Genomic DNA, 21,224 nt, shown 5'->3' on the forward strand with positions numbered 1-21,224 from the left:
CTTTGACCCCATTCGCGGCGTTCAAGGAAGCTCTTGAAGCTGCGTTTGGCGCTCCGCTTCAAAGCCCAACTGGAAGCCAATGACAAATCAGGCAACTTCGAACCCCGCCCCGATCTTCATAGGTGGCGCAGGCCGCTCAGGAACAACCTTGTTGCGGGTGATCCTTGACGCACATCCGCGCATCGTCTGCGGTCCGGAATTGAAGGTCACGCCTCTGATCTGCCGTCTGTGGGCGGATTGTCAGTTCGGATATTTCTCCGCACTGCAGCAGCATCATCTGACCGAAGAGGACCTGGCTCGGAGTTTCCGCACCCTGCTGATGTCACTGCTGGAAAAGGACGGCATGGTGGCAGGGAAACCGCGCATCGCCGAAAAGTCTCCGGACAATGTCTTCTTCTTCCATCACCTGCATCGCTTGCTGCCCGACAGCCCGCTGATCCACGTCATCCGTGACGGCCGCGATGTCGTCTGCTCGTTGCGCGGGATGAACTGGAGGAATGCGAAAACCGGCGAGCTTATCGATTGCGCACGCGACGCCCGTGGGGCCGCCACGTACTGGGTACATGCCGTGCAGGCCGGTCGCGCAGCGCCTCGGCAGCAGCCGTCTCTGGCTTCGCGTTATTTCGAATTGCGCTATGAAAAGCTGATCAGCGCCCCCGAGCAGACGCTGCGACCTTTGTTTGAATTTCTCGGCGAGGCGTGGGATTCGCGCGTACTTCGCCACCATGAGCAACAACGAAATCTGGCCGGCGAGTCCAGTGCCGGCCAGGTCTCGCGGCCGATCAACGCAAGAGCGCTCGCGCGCTGGAAAACCGATCTGAGCGAGGCGGATAAGGACGTGGTCAAGGAAATCGCAGGCCCGCTGCTGCAGGAGCTGGGTTACGTGACCGATCAGAACTGGTAGCCGCCATCGCGTCGGTGCATCCCGGTGGCGGAATCGAAAAGGACCGGCGGCACGGATGGAGCGAGGGCTCGCCCCCACTCCACCAACGCGACTTCAGGCCGAAATTTTTCGCATGCGGACCAACTACCAGATCGTCACGCGCTTTTCCGGCGCCACGTACATCTTGTCGCCTTCCTTGACGCCGAACGCTTCGTAGAACGGCGCCTGGTTGGACAGCGTGCCGAGGACGCGATCGACCGGCAGCGAATGCGGATCTGATTTGATCAACTCGATCGCGAATTTGTCGCGCACCTTGGCCTGCCAGGCCTGCGCCCAGCCGATGTAGACGCGCTGGTCGCCGCTGAAGTCGTCGGGCGTCGGTGCGGGCTTGCCACCGAGCGAAATCTTGTACGCCTTGTACGCGATCGCGAGACCCGAATTGTCGGCGATGTTCTCGCCGAGCGTGAGCTCGCCATTCAAGTGGTAGCCCGGCACCGGTTCGAACGCGGCATACTGGGCGACGAGCGCCTTGGTCTTCGCCGCGAACTTCTCGTGGTCGGCGGCCGTCCACCAGTCGCGCAGGTTGCCGTCGCCGTCGTATTGCGCGCCCTGGTCGTCGAAGCCGTGGCTGATCTCGTGGCCGATCACCGCACCGATGCCGCCGTAGTTGACCGCGTCGTCGGCGTTGGCGTCGAAGAACGGCGGCTGCAGGATCGCGGCCGGGAACACGATCTCATTGAGCTCGGGGTTGTAGTAGGCATTGACCGTCTGCGGCGTCATGCCCCATTCGGCGCGGTCCACGGGTTTGCCGAGCTTGTCGATGTTGCGCTGGTACTCGAACGCGTTGCCGCGCATGACATTGCCGACGAGATCGTCCTTCTTGATCTCGAGCGCGGAGTAGTCGCGCCACTTGTCCGGGTAACCGATCTTCGGCATGAACTTGGCGAGCTTTTCCTGTGCGGCCTTCTTCGTCTCGGGGCTCATCCAGTCGAGCGTGTCGATGCTCTGCTTGAACGCGGCGAGCAGGTTTTTGACCAGCTGGTCCATGCGCGCCTTCGACTCAGGCGGGAAATGCTTGGCCACATAGAGTTTGCCGACCGCCTCGCCGATGATGCCTTCGGTCAGGCCGACGCCGCGTTTCCAGCGCGGCTGGTCGGCGGGCACGCCACGCAATTCGGTGCCGTAGAAGGCAAAGCGCGCGTCGACGAAATCCTTGTTGAGGTACTTGGCGTAGTTACGCAGCAGCTGCCAGCGGAAATAAGTCTTCAGCGTCGCCAGCGGCGTCTTGGCGAGGATCTTGTCCATGCCCGTCATGTAGCTCGGCTGGCCGACGATGACATAGTCGGTCTTGCCCTCGATGCCGGCGGCGACGAGGAAGCTCTTCCAGTCGTAGCCCGGCGCGAGTTTGGCGAGGTCGCCGAACGTTTCCTTGTTGTAGCCCTTGATCGGATCGCGCAGCTGCACCTTGGTCCACTGCACGCGCGCCAGTTCGGTTTCGAACGCAAGCGTTGCCTTGGCGTTCGCCGCGGCGGCCTTGTCGCCGGACATCGTCAGCATCTTCTCGATGAACTTGGCGTAGGCCTCGCGGATCTGCTTGAGCTTGGCGTCGTTCTCGAGATAGTAGTCGCGGTCGGGCAAGCCGAGGCCGTCCTGCTGCAGGTCGACGACGTACTTGGTCGAGTCCTTGTTGTCCTGGTGGACGAAACCGCCGAACGGCGCGGTCGCGCCGATCTGCAGAAAGTGAGCGACGAGCGCCGGAATCTCCTTCTTGTCCTTCAGCGCGTCGATGCGCGCGAATTCGGCCTCGAGCGGCTTGAGGCCGGCGGTTTCGAGCGCCGCCTCGTCCATGAAGCTCGCGTAGAGGTCGGCGATCTTCTGCTTGTCCTTGTCCGCGGTATCGGAGGTCTTCGCCGTTTCCTCGATGATCACGCGAATGTTCGCCTTGGCCTCGTCGTCGAGTTTGACGAAGGCGCCGCTCATCGGCTTGTCGTCGGGAATCTGGAAGGTATCGAGCCAGTGGCCGTTGACGTAGCGGTAGAAGTCGTCCTGCGCGCGCACGGCCGTGTCCATGTTGCCCTTGGTCACACCCGAAGTCAGCGGCGGCGGCGTTGGTGCGGCGGCTGCCGGAGCCGGCGCTGGCGCTGGCGCCTTCCCGGCCGGCGGCGGAGTCGATTGCGAGCAAGCGGCAATGAAGCCGGCGCAGGCCAGCCAGACGAGGGTGCGTTTCATACAAAGATCTCCGGGAAAAAATGCGATCGATCAGTCTATTCTGCGCATCGACACCGCGCATAGGCCAAAGGTAATCGCAGCGAGCCGAGCGGCTCTGGCCTTTGTTCTTCGGGCCCCCGTTTGCCGCGGCGAGGGCGTGCCGAAGCTGCAACTCGGTTTGCTCACCGGCAACCCTGCCGTCTGGATGCGGCAATCCCTGCCGACATGACGAGCGACAAGGCGCGGTGCTATGACCGGGAGCGCCGCGTCAGCGGCAACCTACGAGAGATTGCGCCCGTGGAACAACTCCTCGATCTCGCGCTTGAGCAACGACTCGATGCGCAACCGCTCCTTGAACGACAGATCCTTGGCATGCGCCTCGAACAGATAGGTCTCGAGATCGAACTCTTTCACGTGCATCTTCGTGTGGAAGATGTTTTCCTGATACACGTTGACATCGAACATCTCGTACTTGTTGCGGATGTGCTTGGCCAGGTATTCCTGGATCGAGTTGATGCGGTGGTCGATATAGTGCTTCTTGCCCTTCACGTCGCGGGTGAAGCCGCGCACGCGGTAGTCCATCGTCACGATGTCCGACTCGAAGCTGTCGATCAGGTAGTTCAACGCCTTCAGCGGCGAAATGACGCCGCAAGTGGCCACGTCGATATCGGCGCGGAACGTCGCGATGCCGTTGTGCGGGTGCGTCTCCGGATACGTGTGCACCGTGATGTGGCTCTTGTCGAGATGCGCAACGGCGCTGGCATCGTGATGCTCATGGACAGCGTCGGAGATCAGCTCGCGGCCCGCATCGCGCTTGTCGATGATCGGCTGTTCCGAGATCAGGATCGTGACCGAGGCGCCCTGCGGATCGTAGTCCTGGCGCGCGATGTTGAGGATGTTCGCGCCGATGATGTCGGCCACGTCGCTGAGGATCTTGGTCAGGCGGTCGGAGTCGTACTGCTCGTCGATGTACTCGATGTAGCGGTCGCGCTGCTCGGGCGTCACCGCATAGCAGATGTCGTAGATGTTGAAGCTGAGCGCCTTGGTCAGATTGTTGAAGCCCTGCAGCTTCAGACGCGGGATGGGCTTGACCATGGTGGAATTCCTCGGAGAACGTGCCGCAGACGCGGTGAAGGGGGGCGAATTATGGGCCAAGATGATTGCGGACGGAACCGTGGAAGCAACATGGACCAAATCGATGACGGAGGAAACCTCCTGGCAAGCGACATGAACCGAGTCGATGACGGCGAAACTTCCTGACAGACGATATGTGCCAAGATGATTGCAGAGAAGCGGCGAAGTTGGCACGGGCTGGGTCGGCGCTGCGTTTGTAGACGGCAATTCGTCCTTGCATGGACCGGGGCGATATCGATCGGGAAAAATCGTGAACTGTGCGGCACCCCTTCGCCCGAGGCGCAAATTTTTCCGCGGTGATACGTTTAACGGCTTTTTTTCGTCTAAGATGCGAAAACGTCGATCCGGGAGCCCTGCCGAACGCCGTGCGGCTCGGAGGTATGGTCGGCGATACGTGAGCAACCCTATAGAACGAGGTCGAGCGTGCCCCAGCCTTTGCGTTACACCCTGCAAAAAACCGTAGCGCGCGTGCAAACACCACCCGCTTTGGTTCTGGACCAGGCAGCCCTGAACCGCTTCCTGGAAGACTGCCATCTGCGCCATTACCCGCGCAAGACGGTCATCATCCGTCCGGGCGATTCGGCGAACATTCTCTATTTCATCATCGACGGCTCGGTCACCGTTTCTTCGGAAGACGAGGAAGGTCGCGAGCTGATCCTGGCCTACATCAACGCCGGCGAATTCATCGGCGAGATGGGCCTGTTCGTGGAGACACCCCAACGCGAAGTCACCGTGCGCACGCGCACGCCCTGCGACCTCGCCGAGATCAGCTACGAGCGCCTGTTCCAGCTCGCCGAGGGCCCGCTGCGCGAGGACCTGCCGAAAATCCTGTTCGCGATCGGCACCCAGCTCACCAACCGCGTGCTCAACACCTCGCGCAAGGTCAGCCGCCTCGCCTTCATGGACGTGACCAACCGCGTCGCCAAGACCCTGATCGACCTGACTGCCGAGCCGGACGCCTTGTCGCATCCGAGAGGTATGCAGATCCGCATTTCGCGTCAGGAAATCAGCCGCATCGTCGGCTGTTCGCGCGAAATGGTCGGGCGTGTGCTCAAGCAACTCGAAAGTCAGGGCATGATATCGGTGTCGGGCAAGAACATGGTGGTGTTCGACTCGCGCTGAACGCTTTCAGCCGCCGCTCCCTGCCCGCGCGGGAGCGGCGATCTAGCGATTGCGATTGCGTTTAGCCACCAAGGCCACCGGTAAGGCAGTCGCTCCCGCATAGATCATGTACACATCCGACCGTGCGTAGTGCGAGCCCGGCCGCAGCGCCGGCTGACGCACGAAACCGACGCTTTCGTACAGCTTCAGCGCCGGGCCCAACTTCGAGTTCGATTCGAGAAACAGCAGCTTGCCCTTGCGGCGGCGGAATTCCGCTATCACCGCATCGAGCAGCAGGCGTCCGGCACCCTTGCCGCGCCAGCCAGCCTCGACGCCCATTTTGGACACCTCGTACTCGCCGACTGCAGCGTCCTTGAGCAGCGCGACCGTGCCGATTACCTCGCCGTCCACGCGCGCGTAAAGAATCGCCCCGCCGGGTTCGAGCACGTGTTTTTCCGGCTGGCACAGCACGTCGCGATCGATCGGCTCCAGCGACCAGTAGCGCTCCAGCCATTGCGCATTGATGCGATGAAAATGTTCGCGCAGCGCCGGTTCGAACGGCGTGATTTCGACATCGGCTGCGGCGAGGCGCGCATGCCGCGCGAGGATGTCCTGCAGCACCCGTTCGCTGGACAGTTCCTTTTCCAGCGCGGCCATCGCCGTCGACAGGTCGCCGGCGTGGCGCGCGAGCAACGCATTCGTCGCGCGCCGGATCGCGGTCCAGATCGGCCCCATGTCGGCGAGGCGACGCTCCGCCTCGAGTGGCAGGTCGAGCAGGCTGCGCCGCGCGTCGGCGCGGTCGGACTTGCGCACGAGCCAGCCCTCGCGTACCAGGCGTGTCGCAAGCTGGCTCACTGCGGAATGCGTCTGCCCGATCGCTTGCGCAATCTGGGTCACCGTACCAGGACCCCTCACCTGCACGTAACGCAGCACCGGAAACCAGTGCGCATCGAATTCGATTCCGGTTGCGCGATAGGCGGCGTTCGCGATCCGATAGCAATGCTCCGACAGCGCCTTGAAGCGGCTGCCGAGCGCGAGTTCACCCTGACTTTGCAGGAACATGAGGCAATCCGTAAGCATTTACGTTAGTGCTAACGTATATATTTTCGGACGCAATTGCAAGTCGGCCTCGCAACCGAGAGGCGCTCAGGCGCCCTGCTGCACGCGGCCGTTATCGCGGATGCGGCGCCAATAGCCGAGCAGGCGCGAGGACAACGAGGCCGAAGGTTCCGCGGCAGCCGATTCTTCGACCGCATGGCGCGCGGCGAGCAGCGGTGCTGCGCGGATGCGCCGGTAGTGGTCGACCGCCGACTGCAGGCTGCGGCGCAGCAGCTCGCGCGACAGCGGCTTCGGCAGGAACCGGTAGATCTGGCCCTGGTTGATCAGCTCGATCAGGCCGTAGCTGTCGCCGAGCGGCGACACTGCGATCGTCAGCGTGCCCGGGCTGTAGCGTTTGAGCGTCTTCAGCGCGCCGATCACGTCGTCGCTGCGGTGGCGCAGGCCGGCAATGACAACGGCGATCTCCTGCTCGCTCAGCACCGCGAGAGCGCCTTCCAGCGTCGGTGCGTACTCCACTGCGCAACGCGTGCAGGCGAGCTCGCGCACGAGCGCGAACGTCGCCGGGTCTTCGTCCATGGTCAGCAGCCGGATGTCGTTCGCATCCGGCAGCGAAGCGGATGCCGCGACCGGCGCCAGCACAGGAGCGGCGAGTTCCCGCCGCGCGACCTGCACGGCCTGCTCGACCGCCTCGGCCAGGCGCTGAGCCTGCCAGGGCTTCTCGATGAAACGGAAAATCTCGCCCTCGTTGACCGAGGCGACAATCGCCTGCATGTCGGAATAGCCGGTCAGCAGAAGGCGCATCGTCGCCGGCGAGATCTCGCGCACCCGGCTGAGCAGTTCGGCGCCGAGCATGCCCGGCATGCGCTGGTCGCTGACCACCGCGTGGACGCTGCGGCCGCGCACGATGTCGAGCGCCTCGCTACCCGAGCCCGCGGTCAACACCTCGTAGCGCCCGCGGAACTGCATACGCAGCGAACGCAGGATGCGCTCCTCGTCGTCGACGAACAGCACGGTGGCGCGCTCGGCGTTCACGCCGCGTCCTGTGTACTGCCGCGGATCGGCAGGGCGACGAAAAAGCGTGTGCCGATGCCGGGCTTGGATACGGCGCGGATGCGGCCGCGATGCTGTTCGATGATCTGATAACAGATCGACAGGCCCAGCCCGGTACCCTGCCCGACCGGCTTGGTCGTGAAGAACGGATCGAAGATGCGCGCGAGATGCTCGGCCGGAATCCCCGCACCATTGTCCTCGACTGCGATCATCAGGTATTGGCCGACTGCATGCGTGCGCACGCTGATGCGGCCTTGCTCGTGGGCGATCGCCTGTGCGGCGTTCGTGATCAGGTTGAGCAGCACCTGATTGATCTGCGCCGGTGAGCAGACGATCTCGGGCACCGTGCCGAACTGGCGCACGACCTCGATGTTCTTCTTGCGCAGCAAGTTGCCGCCGATCTTCAGTGCGCCGTCGACGAGCTGATGCACATCGACGCGTGCGACCTGCGCCTGGTCGAGGCGGCTGAAGTCCTTGAGACTGCCGACGAGCTCGGAGATCTGGCCGATGCCGAATGCGCTATCGTCGAGCAGGCCGCCAAGGTCGTCCAGTGCAGCGAGATCGAACCTCCCGCGCTGTGCTTCGAGTTCCTGCAGGTGCGCGGCGAGTTGCGCCTCATCGCCGCCGTCGGCGAAGAAATCGACAACCTGCTGGTAGGCGCCGATCAGGCCGCGCATGTCGACCAGCGCTTCCTTGGTCATCTCGACGTTGTTGCGCACGTAGCCGAGCGGTGTATTGATCTCGTGCGCAATGCCCGCGACCATCTGACCGAGCGAGGCCATCTTCTCCGACTGCACAAGCTGCGCCTGCGACGACCTCAGCTGACGGTTGGCCTTCTCCAACTCCTGCGAATGTGCGGCCATGCGCCGGTCCATCGCAGCGAGCACGTCGAGCACCTTGCCCATGCCGGTGTAGCGGCCGTCCGCGTCGACGACGATGAAGTCCTCCATGATCGGTTGGCGGATGCGCGCGGCGATCGTACGGCTCGCATCCTCGATCGCGGACTCCGCGGCGATGACCAGCGGCTGCGCATGCATGATGCTGGTGATCGCACGGCGGCCGTACAGTTCGCGCCCGAACGGCTTGATGTAGACGCGCTGCATCAGCTCGTAGCGGCTGACGCTGCCGACCGGTCTGCCGTCATCGACGACCGGCAACGACAGCCACGCTGCGCTGGCTGCGTCGAGAAAGCGCTCGCCGACCGCGAGCACCGGGGTCGTCGACGCGAGCGGCTCCAGCCATTCTGCCAACGCGGCGACACACAACTCCGCCTCGGCCGCCACCGGGTTGGCGGAAGCAACGGGAGCGGACGGCAACACCGCGACGGGCTGTACTGCGGAATTCATCGGCTGGATCGGAATGCCGGACGGATTGCGCAGCACGCAGCGCAAACCTGTCCCCTGTGGGCGCACACCATCGCAGATCAATATGGATGCGGTATGACAGTCGCGTGACCTTTGCGCCGAGGCAAAGGCAACGCGCGTCGAAAATCACGCGACGGCTCAGGCAATCTCCGGGTCACCGCCCGCGGGCGGCCCGCCCGACTTCACCACTCGACGATGGCGAGGCGCTGGCGCAGGCGCAGGCGCAGCGACAGTTTCGCAATCAGTGTGGGGGAATTCTTTGCTTCCTGGCTCACTTCGAGAACAGGCGCCGCAGTTCTGCGCCGGGATCCTCTGCGCGCATGAAAGTCTCGCCGACGAGGAACGCGTGCACGTCGGCGCCGCGCATCCTCGCAACGTCTTCGCGCGTGACGATGCCACTTTCGGTAACGAGCAGCCGCTGCGCTGGCACGCGCGAGCGCAGCTCCAACGTGGTGTCGAGTGTTGTCGCGAACGTGCGCAGATTGCGGTTGTTGATGCCGATCAGGCGTGCTGGGGTCGCCAGCGCGCGCTCGAGCTCCTCACCGTCGTGCACTTCGACGAGCACGTCCATGCCGAGCTCAGCGGCAAGCTCGGAGAGTTCGACCAGGGCTGCGTCGCCAAGCGCGGCGACTATCAGCAGGATGCAGTCCGCACCGAGCACACGCGCTTCGTAGACCTGGTAGGGATCGATCGTGAAATCCTTGCGCAGTACGGGCAGCGAGCACGCGCTGCGCGCCTCTTGCAGGTAGGCGTCGGCGCCCTGAAAAAAATCGACATCGGTCAGCACCGACAGGCAGGCGGCACCACCGGCCTCGTAGCTGCGTGCGATCTCGGCAGGACGGAAGTCGGGACGCATCACGCCCTTCGACGGACTCGCCTTCTTCACTTCGGCGATCACGCCGGCTTGCCCGGTCGCAATCTTCGCCTCGATCGCCGCAACGAAGCCGCGCACCGGCGGCGCATCGTCCACCCGTGCAGACAAATCGCGCAACGATACGCGTGCACTACGCTCGCGAATCTCCTCAGCCTTGCGCGCGAGGATCGTTTTCAGGATATCGCTCATCCGTGCTGCGGACCGCCGTAGGCGCGCTCGACCTTGGCCACGCGTACCTCGAAATGCTCGTACCACTCGCGCTTGCCGCGCTCGCGTGTCGCCGCATGCTCGGCGTGGTTGCGCCAGGCGCGGATGTTTTCCTCGCTGTCGAAATAGGCGACGGTGATACCGAAGCCTTGCGCATCGCGCGCGGACTCGGCACCGAGAAACCCCGCTTGCTTCTGCACGAGTTCGAACATCGCGTCGGCCGCCGCGGCGTAGTCCGCCTCGCCGTGGCCGTTGCGCCGCGAGGAGAAGATCACCGCGTAGTACGGCGGCTGCGGCAGCCGCGCGAATCCCAATCCACTCATGTCTGCGCTTCCTTCAGGCGCCGTGTCGTGGCGACGAACTCATCGAGCTTGGCGCGCGCCGCGCCGCTTTCGAGAGTCGCCATCGCCGTCTCGATGCCGGACGCGATCGAACCGATCGCGCCGGAGGCGTACAAGGCCGCGCCCGCATTGAGCGCAACGATGTCGCGCGCGGCACCCGCGCGGTTATCCAGCGCCTCGAGCACGCGCGCCTTCGACTGCTCGGGATTCTCCACGCGCAACACTGCGCTGTCGACCACGCTCAGGCCGTACTGCGCCGGCTGGATCTCGTATTCTTCGACCGCTCCGTCACGCAGCTCACCGATCAGGGTCGGCCCCGCGAGCGAAATCTCGTCCATGCCGTCACGCCCCCAGACGACGAGCGCATTGCCTGCGCCGAGTCGTTGCAGCACGCGCACCTGGATGCCGACAAGATCGGGATGGAACACGCCCATGAGGATGTGCGAGGCGCCGGCCGGGTTGGTCAGCGGCCCGAGGATATTGAACAGCGTGCGCACGCCCATTTCCTTGCGTACCGCGCCGACGTTCTTCATCGCCGGATGATGGTTCGGCGCATACATGAAGCCGATACCGGTTTGCTCGAGACACTGCGCGACCTGCGCCGGCGCGAGATCAATCGCCGCCCCAAACGCTTCGAGCACGTCGGCGCTGCCGGACTTCGACGAAGCGCTGCGATTGCCATGCTTGGCCACGCGCGCACCGGCCGCGGCGACGACGAACATCGACGCGGTAGAGATGTTGAACGTGTTCGAGCCATCACCACCCGTGCCGACGATGTCGACAAGATGGCGATTCGCCTCGGCATCCTGCGCCAGCGGCACCTTCGCCGCCATCTCGCGCATCACGCGTGCGGCCGCGGCGATCTCGCCGACGGTTTCCTTCTTCACGCGCAGGCCGGCGAGGATCGCGGCCGTCATCGTCGGCGATACCTCGCCACGCATGATCTGGCCCATCAGGTCGATCATCTCATCGTGAAAAATCTCGCGATGCTCGATCGTGCGCTGCAGCGCCTGTTGCGGGGTGATCGACATCGCTTACGCCGCCAGTTTCGGCGCATGCAGGAAATTGCGCAGCTGATCGTGCCCGTGCTGAGTCATGATCGACTCGGGGTGGAACTGCACACCCTCGATCGGCAGTGTCCTGTGACGCAGGCCCATGATCTCGTCGATGCTGCCGTCGGCGTGCTGCGTCCACGCGGTGATTTCAAGGCAGGCCGGCAAAGTATCCTTTTCCACAATGAGAGAATGATACCGTGTCGCCTCGAACGGATTCGGCAGGCCGGCGAACACGCCGACATTCTTGTGGTGAATCGGCGAGGTTTTGCCGTGCATGATCGTGCGCGCGCGCACCACTCTGCCACCGAATGCCTGCCCGATCGCCTGGTGGCCGAGGCAGACACCGAGGATCGGCACCTGGCCGCCGAGCTTCTCGATCACGGCAAGCGACACGCCGGCCTCGTTCGGTGTGCACGGACCGGGCGAGATCACGATCTTCTCCGGCGCCAGCTTGCCGATATCCGCAACGCTCAGCTCGTCGTTGCGCACTACGCGCACGTCCTCACCGAGCTCGCCCAGATACTGAACGAGGTTGTAGGTGAAGCTGTCGTAATTGTCGATCATCAGAATCATCGTGTGGGCCCTTGCTACGGCGAACGAATGGCAGCGCCATTGCCGCGCATGCACATCTTAGCGGTTTGTCGGACTTGCAGCGACGGATCGGCTACAGCCCACCCACCGCCTGTGCCACTGCACGGAACAGTGCGCGGCATTTGTTCATCGTTTCCTTCCACTCGAGCTCGGGCACCGAATCGGCGACGACGCCGCCCGCGGCCTGCACGTGCAGTTGGCCGTCCTGCACGATCGCGGTGCGGATCGCGATGGCAAGGTCGGCCTCGTCGTGCCAGTTCCAGTAGCCGATCGCACCGCCATAGACGCCGCGCTTGACCGTTTCGAGTTCAGCAATCACTTCCATCGCGCGCACCTTCGGCGCGCCGGTCAGCGTGCCTGCCGGAAACGTCGCGCGGAACACGTCCATGAAACTCAGTCCGGCTTTCAGCTTGCCGACGACTTCGGAGACGATGTGCATGACGTGCGAGTAGCGTTCGACGACCATGTTCGCGGTGAGCTCGACCGTGCCGGTTTCGGCGATGCGACCGACGTCGTTGCGTCCGAGGTCGATCAGCATGAGGTGCTCAGCGCGTTCCTTCGGGTCGGCAAGCAGCTCCGCTTCCATCGCCGCGTCATCCTCGGGCGTGTGCCCGCGCCGGCGCGTGCCGGCGATCGGGCGCAGCACGACCTGTTCGCCCTGCGCGCGCACGAGAATTTCCGGCGAGGAGCCGATGATTTGCTCGCTGCCGAGATCGATGAAATACATGTACGGCGACGGATTCAACGCGCGCAGTGCGCGGTAGACGTCGAGCGGACGCGAACGGAACGGCACGCTGAGGCGCTGGCTGATCTGCACCTGGAACACATCGCCCGCATAGACGTATTCCTTGGCCTTTTCCACCGCGGCAAGGTAGTCGTCCTTCGGAAAACTCGAAACGAAATGCGACTCGTCGATCGCCTTCGGATCGACGATGTCGGGATAAGCCGCGCTGGTCGAGCGCAGCCGATGCACGAGCGAGTCGAGCCGGCGCTGCGCGCGCGCGTAGGCGCGCGGCTCGGCCGGATCGGCATTGACGATGAGATAGAGCTTGCCCTTCAAATTGTCGAAAACGGCGAGCTCTTCGGCGAGCATGAGGCAGATGTCGGGCATGCCGAGCTGGTCCGGCTTCGCGTCGGCCTTGACCTTGTGCTCGATGTAGCTTGCGCATTCGTAGCCGAAATAACCGACCAGGCCGCCGGCGAATTTCGGCAGACCCTCGATGCGTGGCACCTTGTACTGTGCTTTGATCTGCGCGATTTCGGCGAGCGGATCGGCGACCTCGCGCTCCTCGATCGTCTCGCCTTCCTCGCTGATCGTCAGGCGATGGCCGTAGACGCGGATCACGCGGCGTGCCGGCAGGCCGATGATCGAATAGCGTCCCCAGCGCGCGCCGCCCTCGACCGATTCGAACAGATAGGCATACGGCCCATCGGCGAGTTTGAGGTAGACCGACAGCGGCGTGTCGAGATCGGACAACACCTCGCGCACGAGCGGAATGCGGTTGTAGCCCTGCGCGGCGAGTGCGGCGAATTCTGCGGGAGAGATCACGGGTCAGAACGGCAACGAAAGGGCTGCCGAAGATAGCAAGCTATGCTGCTTTGCGCCAATCACCCGGCACAAGGACGCCGGCGCAGGCACGACGGGCCTGCGCGTTCATCGAGGCATCACTTGCCCTCGGGCGCGTCGAGCGGTTCTTGCGAAGCGTTCTTCAGCGCGTCGGCGGACACTTTCAGCGGCGTCACCGCACCGACCCGGACATGCCCGGTGATCTTTCCGATCAGCTCGTCGCGGGTATCGCCTTGGTGGCGGTAGTAACGGAAACCAGATTCGCCGAGCGAACCGTTGCTGGACGCGCCGGTTTCGTACACGGTGAGGTTGCCGACGTAGCCCAGGTGCGAACCGGTGGCGCCGCGCGCCTCCATCTCGTACCGCCGCACTGCACGCGGCAGGCTCGCCGCATCACCATATTTCTCGTCGAGTTGCTTGAACAATTCGCCCGCCTGGCGCTTTTCGCTCTCGTTGAGGCTGGCATAGGCGACCTGCAGGGCGCGTACAGCGAGATCGTCCTGCGCCTCCGCCGCTATGCCGAGCCAGGCGACGCCGCGCACGCGATCAACTGGAATGCCGATGCCGTTGTAGTACATGAGCCCAGCGTTATATTGCGCGATCTTGTTCGCCCAGAATCCGGCCAGCTCGTACATGCGCAGCGCGGTGACATAGCTCTTCTTCGACAGATAGAACTGCGCCTTGTACTGGAAGTACTTGCCCGGAAAGAAGTTGCCGGGTGGGTCGTTGCTCGCGAACGCCGCCGAATCCATGCCGTAGTCGTGCATGGCGAAGGCCGGCGCCGCCGCACCGCACAACAATGCAACGATGAACAAACCCAAACTTGCCTTGATCCTGCGCATACGAGTCGCCCGGGAGTCTTTGCCTGGGACTGGACGTGACAGCGCCGATATTCGTCGCAACTCCATGTCAGTTCAAGTCCTCGACTGGTCAACCGGCGAGCGAACGCCGTGGCATGCCATGCAGTTCCAGCGAGAACACGACGCCTGTGCCGTCCGGCAGATTGCGCGCCGTCGCCACGCCGCGATGCAGCTCGGCAATCAGGCGCACGATCGACAGACCGAGGCCGAGATGCGGCGGCTCGGCAGGCGCGCCGTTGACCACAGTGGCCTTCTGCGCCGTGGACGGGCGCACGCTGACAAGCGATTCGAACAGGCGATCGGCCATGCCGACGGGCAAAGGCGGCCCCTGGTTGGCGACGCTGACGATCGCGCCATCGCCATTCGCGCGCAGGGCGATGCGGATCCAGCCATTCTCGGCGGTGAAGCTGCGCGCATTGTCGATGAGCTTGTCGAGCGCCTGCGCGATCAGCTCCGGCGCGCCGTGCATGAGTAGCGGCGACGCAGGCAGATCGGCCTCGACGCGGCGCGGCGCGAGCAGCGGCCGATAGGCATCGACGCAGCCGCGCACGACCGCGGTGAGGTCGAACTCCTCCGCGTCGACGCCGTGGATCGCACGCTCCATGCGGCTCGCTTCGCTCATCGCGCGCACGATCGCGCCGAGGCGCTCGGCGCCGCTGCGTGCGCGTACGAGGTAAGTGCGCGCATCGGTCGACACCGACTGCTGGTCGAGATTGTCGAGTGAGGATTTGACGATTGCGAGCGGCGTCTGAAGCTCATGCGAGAGCTTGGAGGCGAGGGTACGCAGATAGTCGGTGTACACGCTCACCTCGTCGAGCAGATGGGCGAAGCTGCGCGCCAGATCGCCGAGCTCGTCCTTCGCTCCCAGCAGCGGCAGCGGAACCTGCCGTTCGCCGCCACGTTCCACCCTGCCGCTCGCATGCTTGGCGCGTTCGACCGCGTCGCGCAGGCGGCGGATGCGCACGCCGAGCACGCCGGCGAAGGCGAACAGCACGGCCCCCGCGAACAGCAGCGCACCGAGGCTTGCGCCGATCAGGATCAGCAGCGCACGGTTGGTCAACAACGGCAGCGCATCGCCGGATTGTTCGAGCAGCAACGCGCCGCGCACTTCGTTGTTGTCCTTCAACGGCACCGCGGCGGCAAGCACGACGCTGCTGCCCTGATTAGGCGCCGGATGCCACGCGGTCGCGGCAACGCCGGACAGCGCCTGCCAGATCTCGGGCGAGGACAGGCGCGGCAGGTTGGTCGCGAAATCCTGTGCCCGCGTCATGTCGGGCGCGATCAGGCTGCGGTAGATCAGATTCTCGAACCAGCGCCGCAGCGCCGGCGTCGACGATTTCGAAGGCAGCGCCGCAAGCTGACCCGACTCGGCGACGACCCAGCCTTCGGCGCTGAGCACGCGCACGCGCATACCGTCCGGCGCGAACTGGGCGAGATCGGAGGACAAGTCGGGCGAACGCAACAACAGCGGGCGCAATTCGATGTGCGCGTTGTTCGGTGCGTCGGCATCGAACTCGTTGAGCGTGAGCGAGTCGGGCATCTGCGCGCGCGGCAGACGCAGTTCGACGCGATAGCCGTCGCTGTCCTCCTGCCAATAGCCGCCAAGCACCTGCGGCAGCGTGTTGCCTTCGCCGTCGAGCACACGCGCCTCGAACGTTCCCGGCGCCGCATTCGCGATCAGATAGCGGCGCAAGTCGTTGTCGTGAGCCAGACTCAGGGTCAGGTGGTCGTGCAGCAGCGCATTGTCGTCGCTTGCGTCCGTGCGCGTCGCGTCGCGTACCTGTGCAAGCAAATAAAGGTAGTCATCGTCCGCGCAAAGCAGGAGTTTGGCTTTCTGCGCGTCGTCGGCGGGGCCGATGTTCTGCGCGTACGGCATCAACGCGTTCCAGTCGTCGGCGTAACCGTCGATGCGCATGCCGCGCGCGCAGGGATGCACGTAGAACGCCTGCCCGGCCGGCGGCAGCACGGTCTTCAGCGCCGCGAGGCTGCGCGCGAGCGCCTTCGCCGACGCCGTCAGTGTCTGTTCCTGGCCTTGGCGCAGCAACTCTTCCATCTGCCGCACGATCAGCCAGCCCGCCAGCGGCAGGGCCAGCGTGGACAGGGCGAGGAGAAGAAGTTTGAAGCGGAGCGACATGGGTCAAGGCGCCGGCGCAGTTGCTTTCCTCCTCCCGCCGGGAGAAGGAAAGAACAGCTTCACGGCCGCCACCGATATCCGGCACCGTGCACGGTCTCGATCGAATCGAATGCCTCGTCGATCGCGAGGAACTTCTTGCGGATGCGCTTGATATGCGAAGTGATCGTCGCATCGTCGACGACGACCTGCGCCTCGCGCATGAGCTGGTCCCGATTTTTCACGTGCCCCGGGAAGCGCACGAGCGTGTGGATCATCCAGAACTCGGTCACGGTCAGCGGCACCTCGTGATTGTTCCAGGTGACGCGCATGCGCTCGGCTTCGAGCTTGAGCGGGCCATGCTCGACCACGGTCTCCTTCGACGCGGGCTTGTTCAAGGCATCGATGCGGCGAAAGAGCGCGCTGATGCGCGCGGCGAGATGATGCAGGCTGACGTCCTTGGTCAAATAGTCGTCGGCGCCGAGGCGCAGGCCCGAAATCACATCGAAATCCGAATCGCGCGCGGTCAGGAACAGAATCGGCAGCGTCGGCGACTGCGCACGCAACTCGCGGCACAGCTCGAAGCCGCCTTCGGGTTCGTCGCCGAGGCCGACGTCGATGATGACGAGTTCGGGCAGCCGCTGCGCGAATGCGCGGCTCGCATCGGGCCGCGTGGAATAGCCGTGCGTGGTGTAGCCGAAACGATTGAGCGCCTCGACGTAGTTGGCGCGGATCGCGGGTTCGTCTTCGACGATGGCGATATTGCGGCCCATGCGGTCGGTCCTGCGTGATGAGGTGTGCGCAGCTTACGGGCCAGTCCTGCACGCAGCAATGGCTGCAGCGCATTTGTCATCGTTGCGCCAGATTTGGCCTCGCCGTCGCCGCAAACGGCGCCGCAGGCGTTCAGGCTCGTCGCCGAATCTATGCTCGCGCCAAGCGGGCGCCCCATGAAGAACATCGATGAAAGCCGATCGCCCCAACCCCAATCTCGAGCTGAACCAAGCCGAGCCGTTCCGCGTCGCCTTCGCCCTGTGCGCGCTCGTGCTCGGAGCCCTCGCCGCGCTGCAATTCTGAGTTTCCGCGCCGCGCCGAAGCGTCCCACTCCTGAATACCTTGTTCCGGCGCGGCTTTCTTGACCTTGGCTGCATGCGGTCGTCCGCGATGGCGAAAAATCGAAGCGGCCAGCCCTGGCCGCACTCTTCAATATTAGAATGCCCGGCCCGCCCCCTAAGTGCGTTCGCCGATGCGTCACGACTACATCCTCACCCTGTCCTGCCCGGACCGCACCGGCATCGTCTACCGCGTCAGCGCGCTATTGTTCGAGTCGGCTTGCAACATCCTCGACGCGCAGCAGTTCGGCGACGAGGAAACCGAGCGCTTCTTCCTGCGCATTCATTTCGATGTGCCGGCCAGCCTCGACATCGCCACGCTTGAAAGCCGAGTCGCCGCGCTCGCGCACGAGTTCGCGATGGATTGGAAAATTCACGATGCGCGCAAGCGCGCGCGCCTGCTGCTGCTCGTGAGCAAGCACGGCCACTGCCTCAACGATCTGCTGTTTCGCGTGCGCAGCGGCCAGTTGCCGGTCGACATCGCGGCGGTGGCCTCCAATCACGAGGACTTCGCCGAGCTCGCCGCATCGCATCGCGTGCCGTTTCGCCACCTGCCGGTCAGCAGCGCGACGCGCGATGCGCAGGAAGCCTCCATCGTCGAACTCGTCGACAAGCAGCACGTCGATCTCGTCGTGCTCGCGCGCTATATGCAGATTCTTTCGCCGCGGCTATGCGCAACGCTTGCCGGGCGCGCGATCAACATCCACCACAGCTTCCTGCCGAGCTTCAAGGGCGCCAAGCCTTACCACCAGGCGCATCAGCGCGGGGTGAAGGTCATCGGTGCGACGGCGCACTACGTCACGAGCGATCTCGACGAGGGTCCGATCATCGAGCAGGATGTCGCCCGCGTCGACCACGGCGCGACGCCGCGCGATCTCGTGCGCATCGGCAGCGACGTCGAATCGCTCGTCCTCGCGCGCGCGGTGCGCTGGCACGTGGAGCATCGCGTGCTGTTGAACGGGCATCGCACGGTCGTGTTTCGCTGAGCGGACTGGCGCGAGATCAACCTATCGCGGCGAACATCTTGGCGACGATCTCGCGGTAATCCTTGTGGCCGAAGATCGCCGAACCAGCGACGAAGGTGTCGGCACCAGCCTTGGCGATTTCGGCGATGTTGTCGGCCTTGACGCCGCCGTCGATCTCGAGGCGGATCGCGCGGCCGCTGCGGTCGATGCGCTCGCGCACTTCGCGCAGCTTGCTCAGCGCGGACGGAATGAAACTCTGCCCACCGAAGCCGGGATTGACGCTCATCAGCAGGATCAGATCGATCTTGTCCATTACGTAGTCGAGATACGCCAGCGGTGTCGCCGGATTGAAGACGAGACCCGCGCTGCAGCCGCTGTCGTGAATCAGGCCGATCGTGCGGTCGATGTGCTCGCTCGCCTCGGGATGGAAGCTGATATTGGTCGCGCCGGCCTTGGCGAAGTCGGGCACGATGCGATCGACCGGCTTGACCATCAGGTGCACGTCGATCGGCGCGGTCACGCCGTGCTTGCGCAGCGCCTCGCAGATCAGCGGGCCGATCGTCAAATTCGGCACGTAATGGTTGTCCATGACGTCGAAGTGCACCCACTGCGCACCGGCGGCAAGCACGTTGTCGACTTCCTCGCCGAGCTTGGCGAAGTTCGCGGACAGGATTGAAGGCGCGATGACGGGGGACTGTTTCATCGGAGTGCTCTCGCGATGCGGAATAGACAGTTTACATGCGCGCCTCGGCGATTCGCTTGGCGCTCCAAAGGTGTGACAAAACGCCGCTCTAGCGTCTGCGTTCTGCCTGAATCTGCTCGTAAGCTGCATTGATGTCGCGCGCGCGCTCCTCGGCGCGGCGTTTCAATTCGTCGGGCACGTTGCCGAGCTTGTCCGGATGGTGCTGGCTCATGAGCTTGCGATAGGCGCGCTTGATCTCGGCATCGCTTGCCTTGCGGTCGAGGCCGAGTACGGCATACGGATCTTTGATCCGCGTGGAATTCGCATTGCCGCCGCGCGCGCGATCGCCGCGATGCGCGTTGACGTATTCCTCCCAGTTGTCCGGCGCGACGTAGGCGTAGCCTTTCATCACCGCGATGCCGATCAGCTGGCGCTCGTCGACACCGAGCGCGGCGCAGAGCTTGCGCACGATGACGAGCTTGGCCGGCGCGAGCGGGCCGTCGGCGCAGACGATGTCGAGCAGCAGGTCGATCAGGATGAAGGCGCGGTCGCGGTGTCCGTGCGTCCACGCGCGCAGCTGCACGATCGCGTTCGTCGTCGAATAGCCCGGCTGCTTGCCTGCGTTGAACTGGTCGACCGCGACGTTGCGCAATTCGGAGGAGAGCTGCAGGCGCGCCATGAGCTGCTCGGTCGCGGCGATCTCGGCCTCGGACACGCGTCCGTCCGACTTCGCGATCGCCCCGGCAAGGCCGAACAACGGCGCGACGAAGGACAACGGTGCGGCATCGATCGTGCCCCCGAAGCTGCTCACGCTGCGGTCGAAGATGTGTCCGAGCACGACGCAGACGACGATCGCGAGCGGGTTGTGGAACACGCCGACGCCGATCGCGAAGCCGATCAGCTTGCCCCAGATGTTCATGCGTGCAGCCGCGGGCCGATGCGCATCGGCGCCGGCGCGGCGCCGGAAAAGGAGAGAATCATCGATCGTCGCGGAACCCTGTCGAACGCGAATTCTAGCCGAACCCTGCGATGCACGATGAACGGACGGTTACAATGCGCACCCCGCCCCGCCTGCCTTTCGAGGTCGCCGTGCCCACCACGCTCCTGCAATCCGACCTGCCCGGTCTCGATCTGATCCATCGCGGCAAGGTGCGCGACGTCTACGCGTTGTCGCCGCGCGAACTGCTGATCGTCGCGAGCGATCGCCTCTCGGCGTTCGACGTGATCCTGCCCGACCCGATTCCGGGCAAGGGCGAAATGCTCTGCCAGATCTCGAATTTCTGGTTCGCGAAGACCGCGCACCTCGTGCCGAACCATCTGACCGGCAAGGATGTCGCCTCGGTACTGCCCGCCGGCGTCGATGCGCGTTTGTATGCCAAGCGCAGCGTAGTCACAAAGCGCCTCAAGCCGGTACCGGTCGAGGCGATCGCGCGCGGCTATCTGATCGGCTCGGGTTGGAAGGACTATCAGGCCACCGGCTCGCTCTGTGGCATCAAACTTCCGAGCGGACTGCGTCAGGCCGAGAAGCTGCCCACTCCGATCTTCACGCCTTCGACCAAGGCCGCGATCGGCGACCACGACGAGAACATCGGCTTCGACCAGGTCGTCGCCTCGATCGGCGGCGACCTCGCCGAGCAGGTTCGCGACGCCACTTTGAAAATTTATACTTTTGCAGCAGAGTTCGCCGCGACGCGAGGTATCCTGATCGCCGATACCAAGTTCGAGTTCGGCACCGACGAAGACGGCAAGCTCTACGTCATGGACGAGATGCTGACGCCGGACTCTTCGCGCTTCTGGCCCGCCGACGAGTACCGCGTCGGCATCAGTCCGCCAAGCTACGACAAGCAGTTCGTGCGCGACTATCTCGAGACGCTGGATTGGAATAAGACCGCACCGGGTCCGAAGCTGCCGCGCGAAGTGATCGACGGCACCGCGGCGAAATACGCCGAAGCTTTGAAACGTCTGGCCGGCATCGAACTGGATTGAAGCTCTTGATCCCTACCCCACCGGGACAAGCCGAGAAAAACGGCGCCACGCTTGTCGCCGGCAAATCGATGTGATATT

The 21,224-nt window shown here is 64.2% G+C and carries 19 protein-coding genes; 4 read left to right on the plus strand and 15 right to left on the minus strand.

Annotation, left to right across the window (positions count from 1 at the left end; all coding sequences use genetic code 11):
- The first annotated feature begins 79 nt into the window (after window positions 1-79).
- Entirely contained in the window at window positions 80-904 is an 825-nt protein-coding gene (locus tag F455_RS0102480) for a sulfotransferase family protein (RefSeq protein ID WP_083918768.1), read from the plus strand.
- Between the two features lie 123 nt (window positions 905-1,027).
- Here F455_RS0102480 and F455_RS0102485 read toward each other — a convergent pair whose 3' ends face one another.
- Entirely contained in the window at window positions 1,028-3,112 is a 2,085-nt protein-coding gene (locus tag F455_RS0102485) for a M13 family metallopeptidase (RefSeq protein WP_018971678.1), read from the minus strand.
- A 258-nt stretch (window positions 3,113-3,370) separates the two neighbouring features.
- Complete coding sequence (gene speD, locus F455_RS0102490) at window positions 3,371-4,186, minus strand: adenosylmethionine decarboxylase (RefSeq protein WP_018971679.1); 816 nt, start codon at window positions 4,184-4,186, stop codon at window positions 3,371-3,373.
- 525 nt (window positions 4,187-4,711) lie between these two features.
- Here speD and crp point away from each other — a divergent pair.
- Complete coding sequence (crp, locus tag F455_RS0102500; RefSeq protein WP_018971681.1) at window positions 4,712-5,347, plus strand: cAMP-activated global transcriptional regulator CRP; 636 nt, start codon at window positions 4,712-4,714, stop codon at window positions 5,345-5,347.
- A gap of 42 nt (window positions 5,348-5,389) precedes the next feature.
- Here crp and F455_RS0102505 read toward each other — a convergent pair whose 3' ends face one another.
- The 11 genes from F455_RS0102505 to pdsR all read right to left on the minus strand — a co-directional run bounded on the left by F455_RS0102505 (window position 5,390) and on the right by pdsR (window position 17,177).
- Entirely contained in the window at window positions 5,390-6,388 is a 999-nt protein-coding gene (locus tag F455_RS0102505; RefSeq protein ID WP_018971682.1) for a bifunctional helix-turn-helix transcriptional regulator/GNAT family N-acetyltransferase, read from the minus strand.
- Between the two features lie 84 nt (window positions 6,389-6,472).
- Window positions 6,473-7,417, minus strand: a complete 945-nt coding sequence (locus tag F455_RS19495; RefSeq protein WP_018971683.1) for a response regulator — start codon at window positions 7,415-7,417, stop codon at window positions 6,473-6,475.
- On the minus strand, window positions 7,414-8,781 hold the full coding sequence (locus tag F455_RS0102515; protein WP_083918872.1) for an ATP-binding protein: 1,368 nt from the start codon (window positions 8,779-8,781) through the stop codon (window positions 7,414-7,416). The genes F455_RS19495 and F455_RS0102515 overlap by 4 nt, the downstream gene beginning before the upstream one ends.
- A 289-nt stretch (window positions 8,782-9,070) precedes the next feature.
- Window positions 9,071-9,862, minus strand: a complete 792-nt coding sequence (gene trpC, locus F455_RS0102525) for an indole-3-glycerol phosphate synthase TrpC (RefSeq protein ID WP_018971686.1) — start codon at window positions 9,860-9,862, stop codon at window positions 9,071-9,073.
- Window positions 9,859-10,203, minus strand: a complete 345-nt coding sequence (locus F455_RS0102530; RefSeq protein ID WP_018971687.1) for an antibiotic biosynthesis monooxygenase family protein — start codon at window positions 10,201-10,203, stop codon at window positions 9,859-9,861. The genes trpC and F455_RS0102530 overlap by 4 nt, the downstream gene beginning before the upstream one ends.
- On the minus strand, window positions 10,200-11,252 hold the full coding sequence (gene trpD, locus F455_RS0102535) for an anthranilate phosphoribosyltransferase (protein ID WP_018971688.1): 1,053 nt from the start codon (window positions 11,250-11,252) through the stop codon (window positions 10,200-10,202). The genes F455_RS0102530 and trpD overlap by 4 nt, the downstream gene beginning before the upstream one ends.
- 3 nt (window positions 11,253-11,255) lie before the next feature.
- Window positions 11,256-11,849 carry an anthranilate synthase component II gene (locus F455_RS0102540; protein WP_018971689.1) on the minus strand — a complete coding sequence of 198 codons (594 nt, stop codon included), beginning with the start codon at window positions 11,847-11,849 and terminating at the stop codon, window positions 11,256-11,258.
- A gap of 91 nt (window positions 11,850-11,940) precedes the next feature.
- Window positions 11,941-13,416, minus strand: coding sequence for an anthranilate synthase component I (gene trpE / locus F455_RS0102545; protein WP_018971690.1), 1,476 nt, complete (start codon window positions 13,414-13,416; stop codon window positions 11,941-11,943).
- 116 nt (window positions 13,417-13,532) lie between these two features.
- Window positions 13,533-14,276, minus strand: a complete 744-nt coding sequence (locus F455_RS21745) for an SEL1-like repeat protein (protein ID WP_018971691.1) — start codon at window positions 14,274-14,276, stop codon at window positions 13,533-13,535.
- Between the two features lie 88 nt (window positions 14,277-14,364).
- The gene (locus tag F455_RS0102555; RefSeq protein ID WP_018971692.1) at window positions 14,365-16,428 is read right to left on the minus strand and encodes an ATP-binding protein; all 2,064 of its coding nucleotides are present in this window, start codon (window positions 16,426-16,428) and stop codon (window positions 14,365-14,367) included.
- A 59-nt stretch (window positions 16,429-16,487) separates the two neighbouring features.
- Window positions 16,488-17,177, minus strand: a complete 690-nt coding sequence (gene pdsR, locus F455_RS0102560; protein ID WP_018971693.1) for a proteobacterial dedicated sortase system response regulator — start codon at window positions 17,175-17,177, stop codon at window positions 16,488-16,490.
- Window positions 17,178-17,647: 470 nt separating this feature from the next.
- Here pdsR and purU point away from each other — a divergent pair, with 470 nt between their 5' ends.
- Window positions 17,648-18,499 carry a formyltetrahydrofolate deformylase gene (gene purU / locus F455_RS0102570; protein ID WP_020684038.1) on the plus strand — a complete coding sequence of 284 codons (852 nt, stop codon included), beginning with the start codon at window positions 17,648-17,650 and terminating at the stop codon, window positions 18,497-18,499.
- Window positions 18,500-18,515: 16 nt separating this feature from the next.
- Here the strand turns inward: purU and rpe are convergent, their stop codons facing one another.
- A complete protein-coding gene (gene rpe, locus F455_RS0102575) occupies window positions 18,516-19,181 on the minus strand; it encodes a ribulose-phosphate 3-epimerase (protein ID WP_018971696.1) in 666 nt (221 codons plus the stop codon).
- A gap of 88 nt (window positions 19,182-19,269) precedes the next feature.
- Complete coding sequence (gene djlA, locus F455_RS0102580; RefSeq protein ID WP_018971697.1) at window positions 19,270-20,079, minus strand: co-chaperone DjlA; 810 nt, start codon at window positions 20,077-20,079, stop codon at window positions 19,270-19,272.
- Window positions 20,080-20,249: 170 nt separating this feature from the next.
- Here djlA and F455_RS0102585 point away from each other — a divergent pair, with 170 nt between their 5' ends.
- Complete coding sequence (locus F455_RS0102585) at window positions 20,250-21,146, plus strand: phosphoribosylaminoimidazolesuccinocarboxamide synthase (protein ID WP_026293003.1); 897 nt, start codon at window positions 20,250-20,252, stop codon at window positions 21,144-21,146.
- Window positions 21,147-21,224: the final 78 nt, after the last annotated feature.

The sequence above is a fragment of the Rudaea cellulosilytica DSM 22992 genome (assembly GCF_000378125.1).
GTDB classification, from domain to species: Bacteria; Pseudomonadota; Gammaproteobacteria; order Xanthomonadales; family Rhodanobacteraceae; genus Rudaea; species Rudaea cellulosilytica.

Bases quoted from the DNA above. Each gene is read 5' to 3' on its own strand.
- F455_RS0102480 (WP_083918768.1), top strand. From the start codon at position 80: ATGACAAATCAGGCAACTTCGAACCCCGCCCCGATCTTCATAGGTGGC.
- F455_RS0102540 (WP_018971689.1), bottom strand. From the start codon at position 11,849: ATGATTCTGATGATCGACAATTACGACAGCTTCACCTACAACCTCGTT.
- rpe (WP_018971696.1), bottom strand. From the start codon at position 19,181: ATGAAACAGTCCCCCGTCATCGCGCCTTCAATCCTGTCCGCGAACTTC.
- F455_RS0102515 (WP_083918872.1), bottom strand. From the start codon at position 8,781: ATGAATTCCGCAGTACAGCCCGTCGCGGTGTTGCCGTCCGCTCCCGTT.
- purU (WP_020684038.1), top strand. From the start codon at position 17,648: ATGCGTCACGACTACATCCTCACCCTGTCCTGCCCGGACCGCACCGGC.
- trpD (WP_018971688.1), bottom strand. From the start codon at position 11,252: ATGTCGATCACCCCGCAACAGGCGCTGCAGCGCACGATCGAGCATCGC.
- djlA (WP_018971697.1), bottom strand. From the start codon at position 20,079: ATGAACATCTGGGGCAAGCTGATCGGCTTCGCGATCGGCGTCGGCGTG.
- F455_RS21745 (WP_018971691.1), bottom strand. From the start codon at position 14,276: ATGCGCAGGATCAAGGCAAGTTTGGGTTTGTTCATCGTTGCATTGTTG.
- F455_RS0102530 (WP_018971687.1), bottom strand. From the start codon at position 10,203: ATGAGTGGATTGGGATTCGCGCGGCTGCCGCAGCCGCCGTACTACGCG.
- F455_RS0102505 (WP_018971682.1), bottom strand. From the start codon at position 6,388: ATGTTCCTGCAAAGTCAGGGTGAACTCGCGCTCGGCAGCCGCTTCAAG.
- trpC (WP_018971686.1), bottom strand. From the start codon at position 9,862: ATGAGCGATATCCTGAAAACGATCCTCGCGCGCAAGGCTGAGGAGATT.
- F455_RS0102555 (WP_018971692.1), bottom strand. From the start codon at position 16,428: ATGTCGCTCCGCTTCAAACTTCTTCTCCTCGCCCTGTCCACGCTGGCC.
- pdsR (WP_018971693.1), bottom strand. From the start codon at position 17,177: ATGGGCCGCAATATCGCCATCGTCGAAGACGAACCCGCGATCCGCGCC.
- F455_RS0102485 (WP_018971678.1), bottom strand. From the start codon at position 3,112: ATGAAACGCACCCTCGTCTGGCTGGCCTGCGCCGGCTTCATTGCCGCT.
- speD (WP_018971679.1), bottom strand. From the start codon at position 4,186: ATGGTCAAGCCCATCCCGCGTCTGAAGCTGCAGGGCTTCAACAATCTG.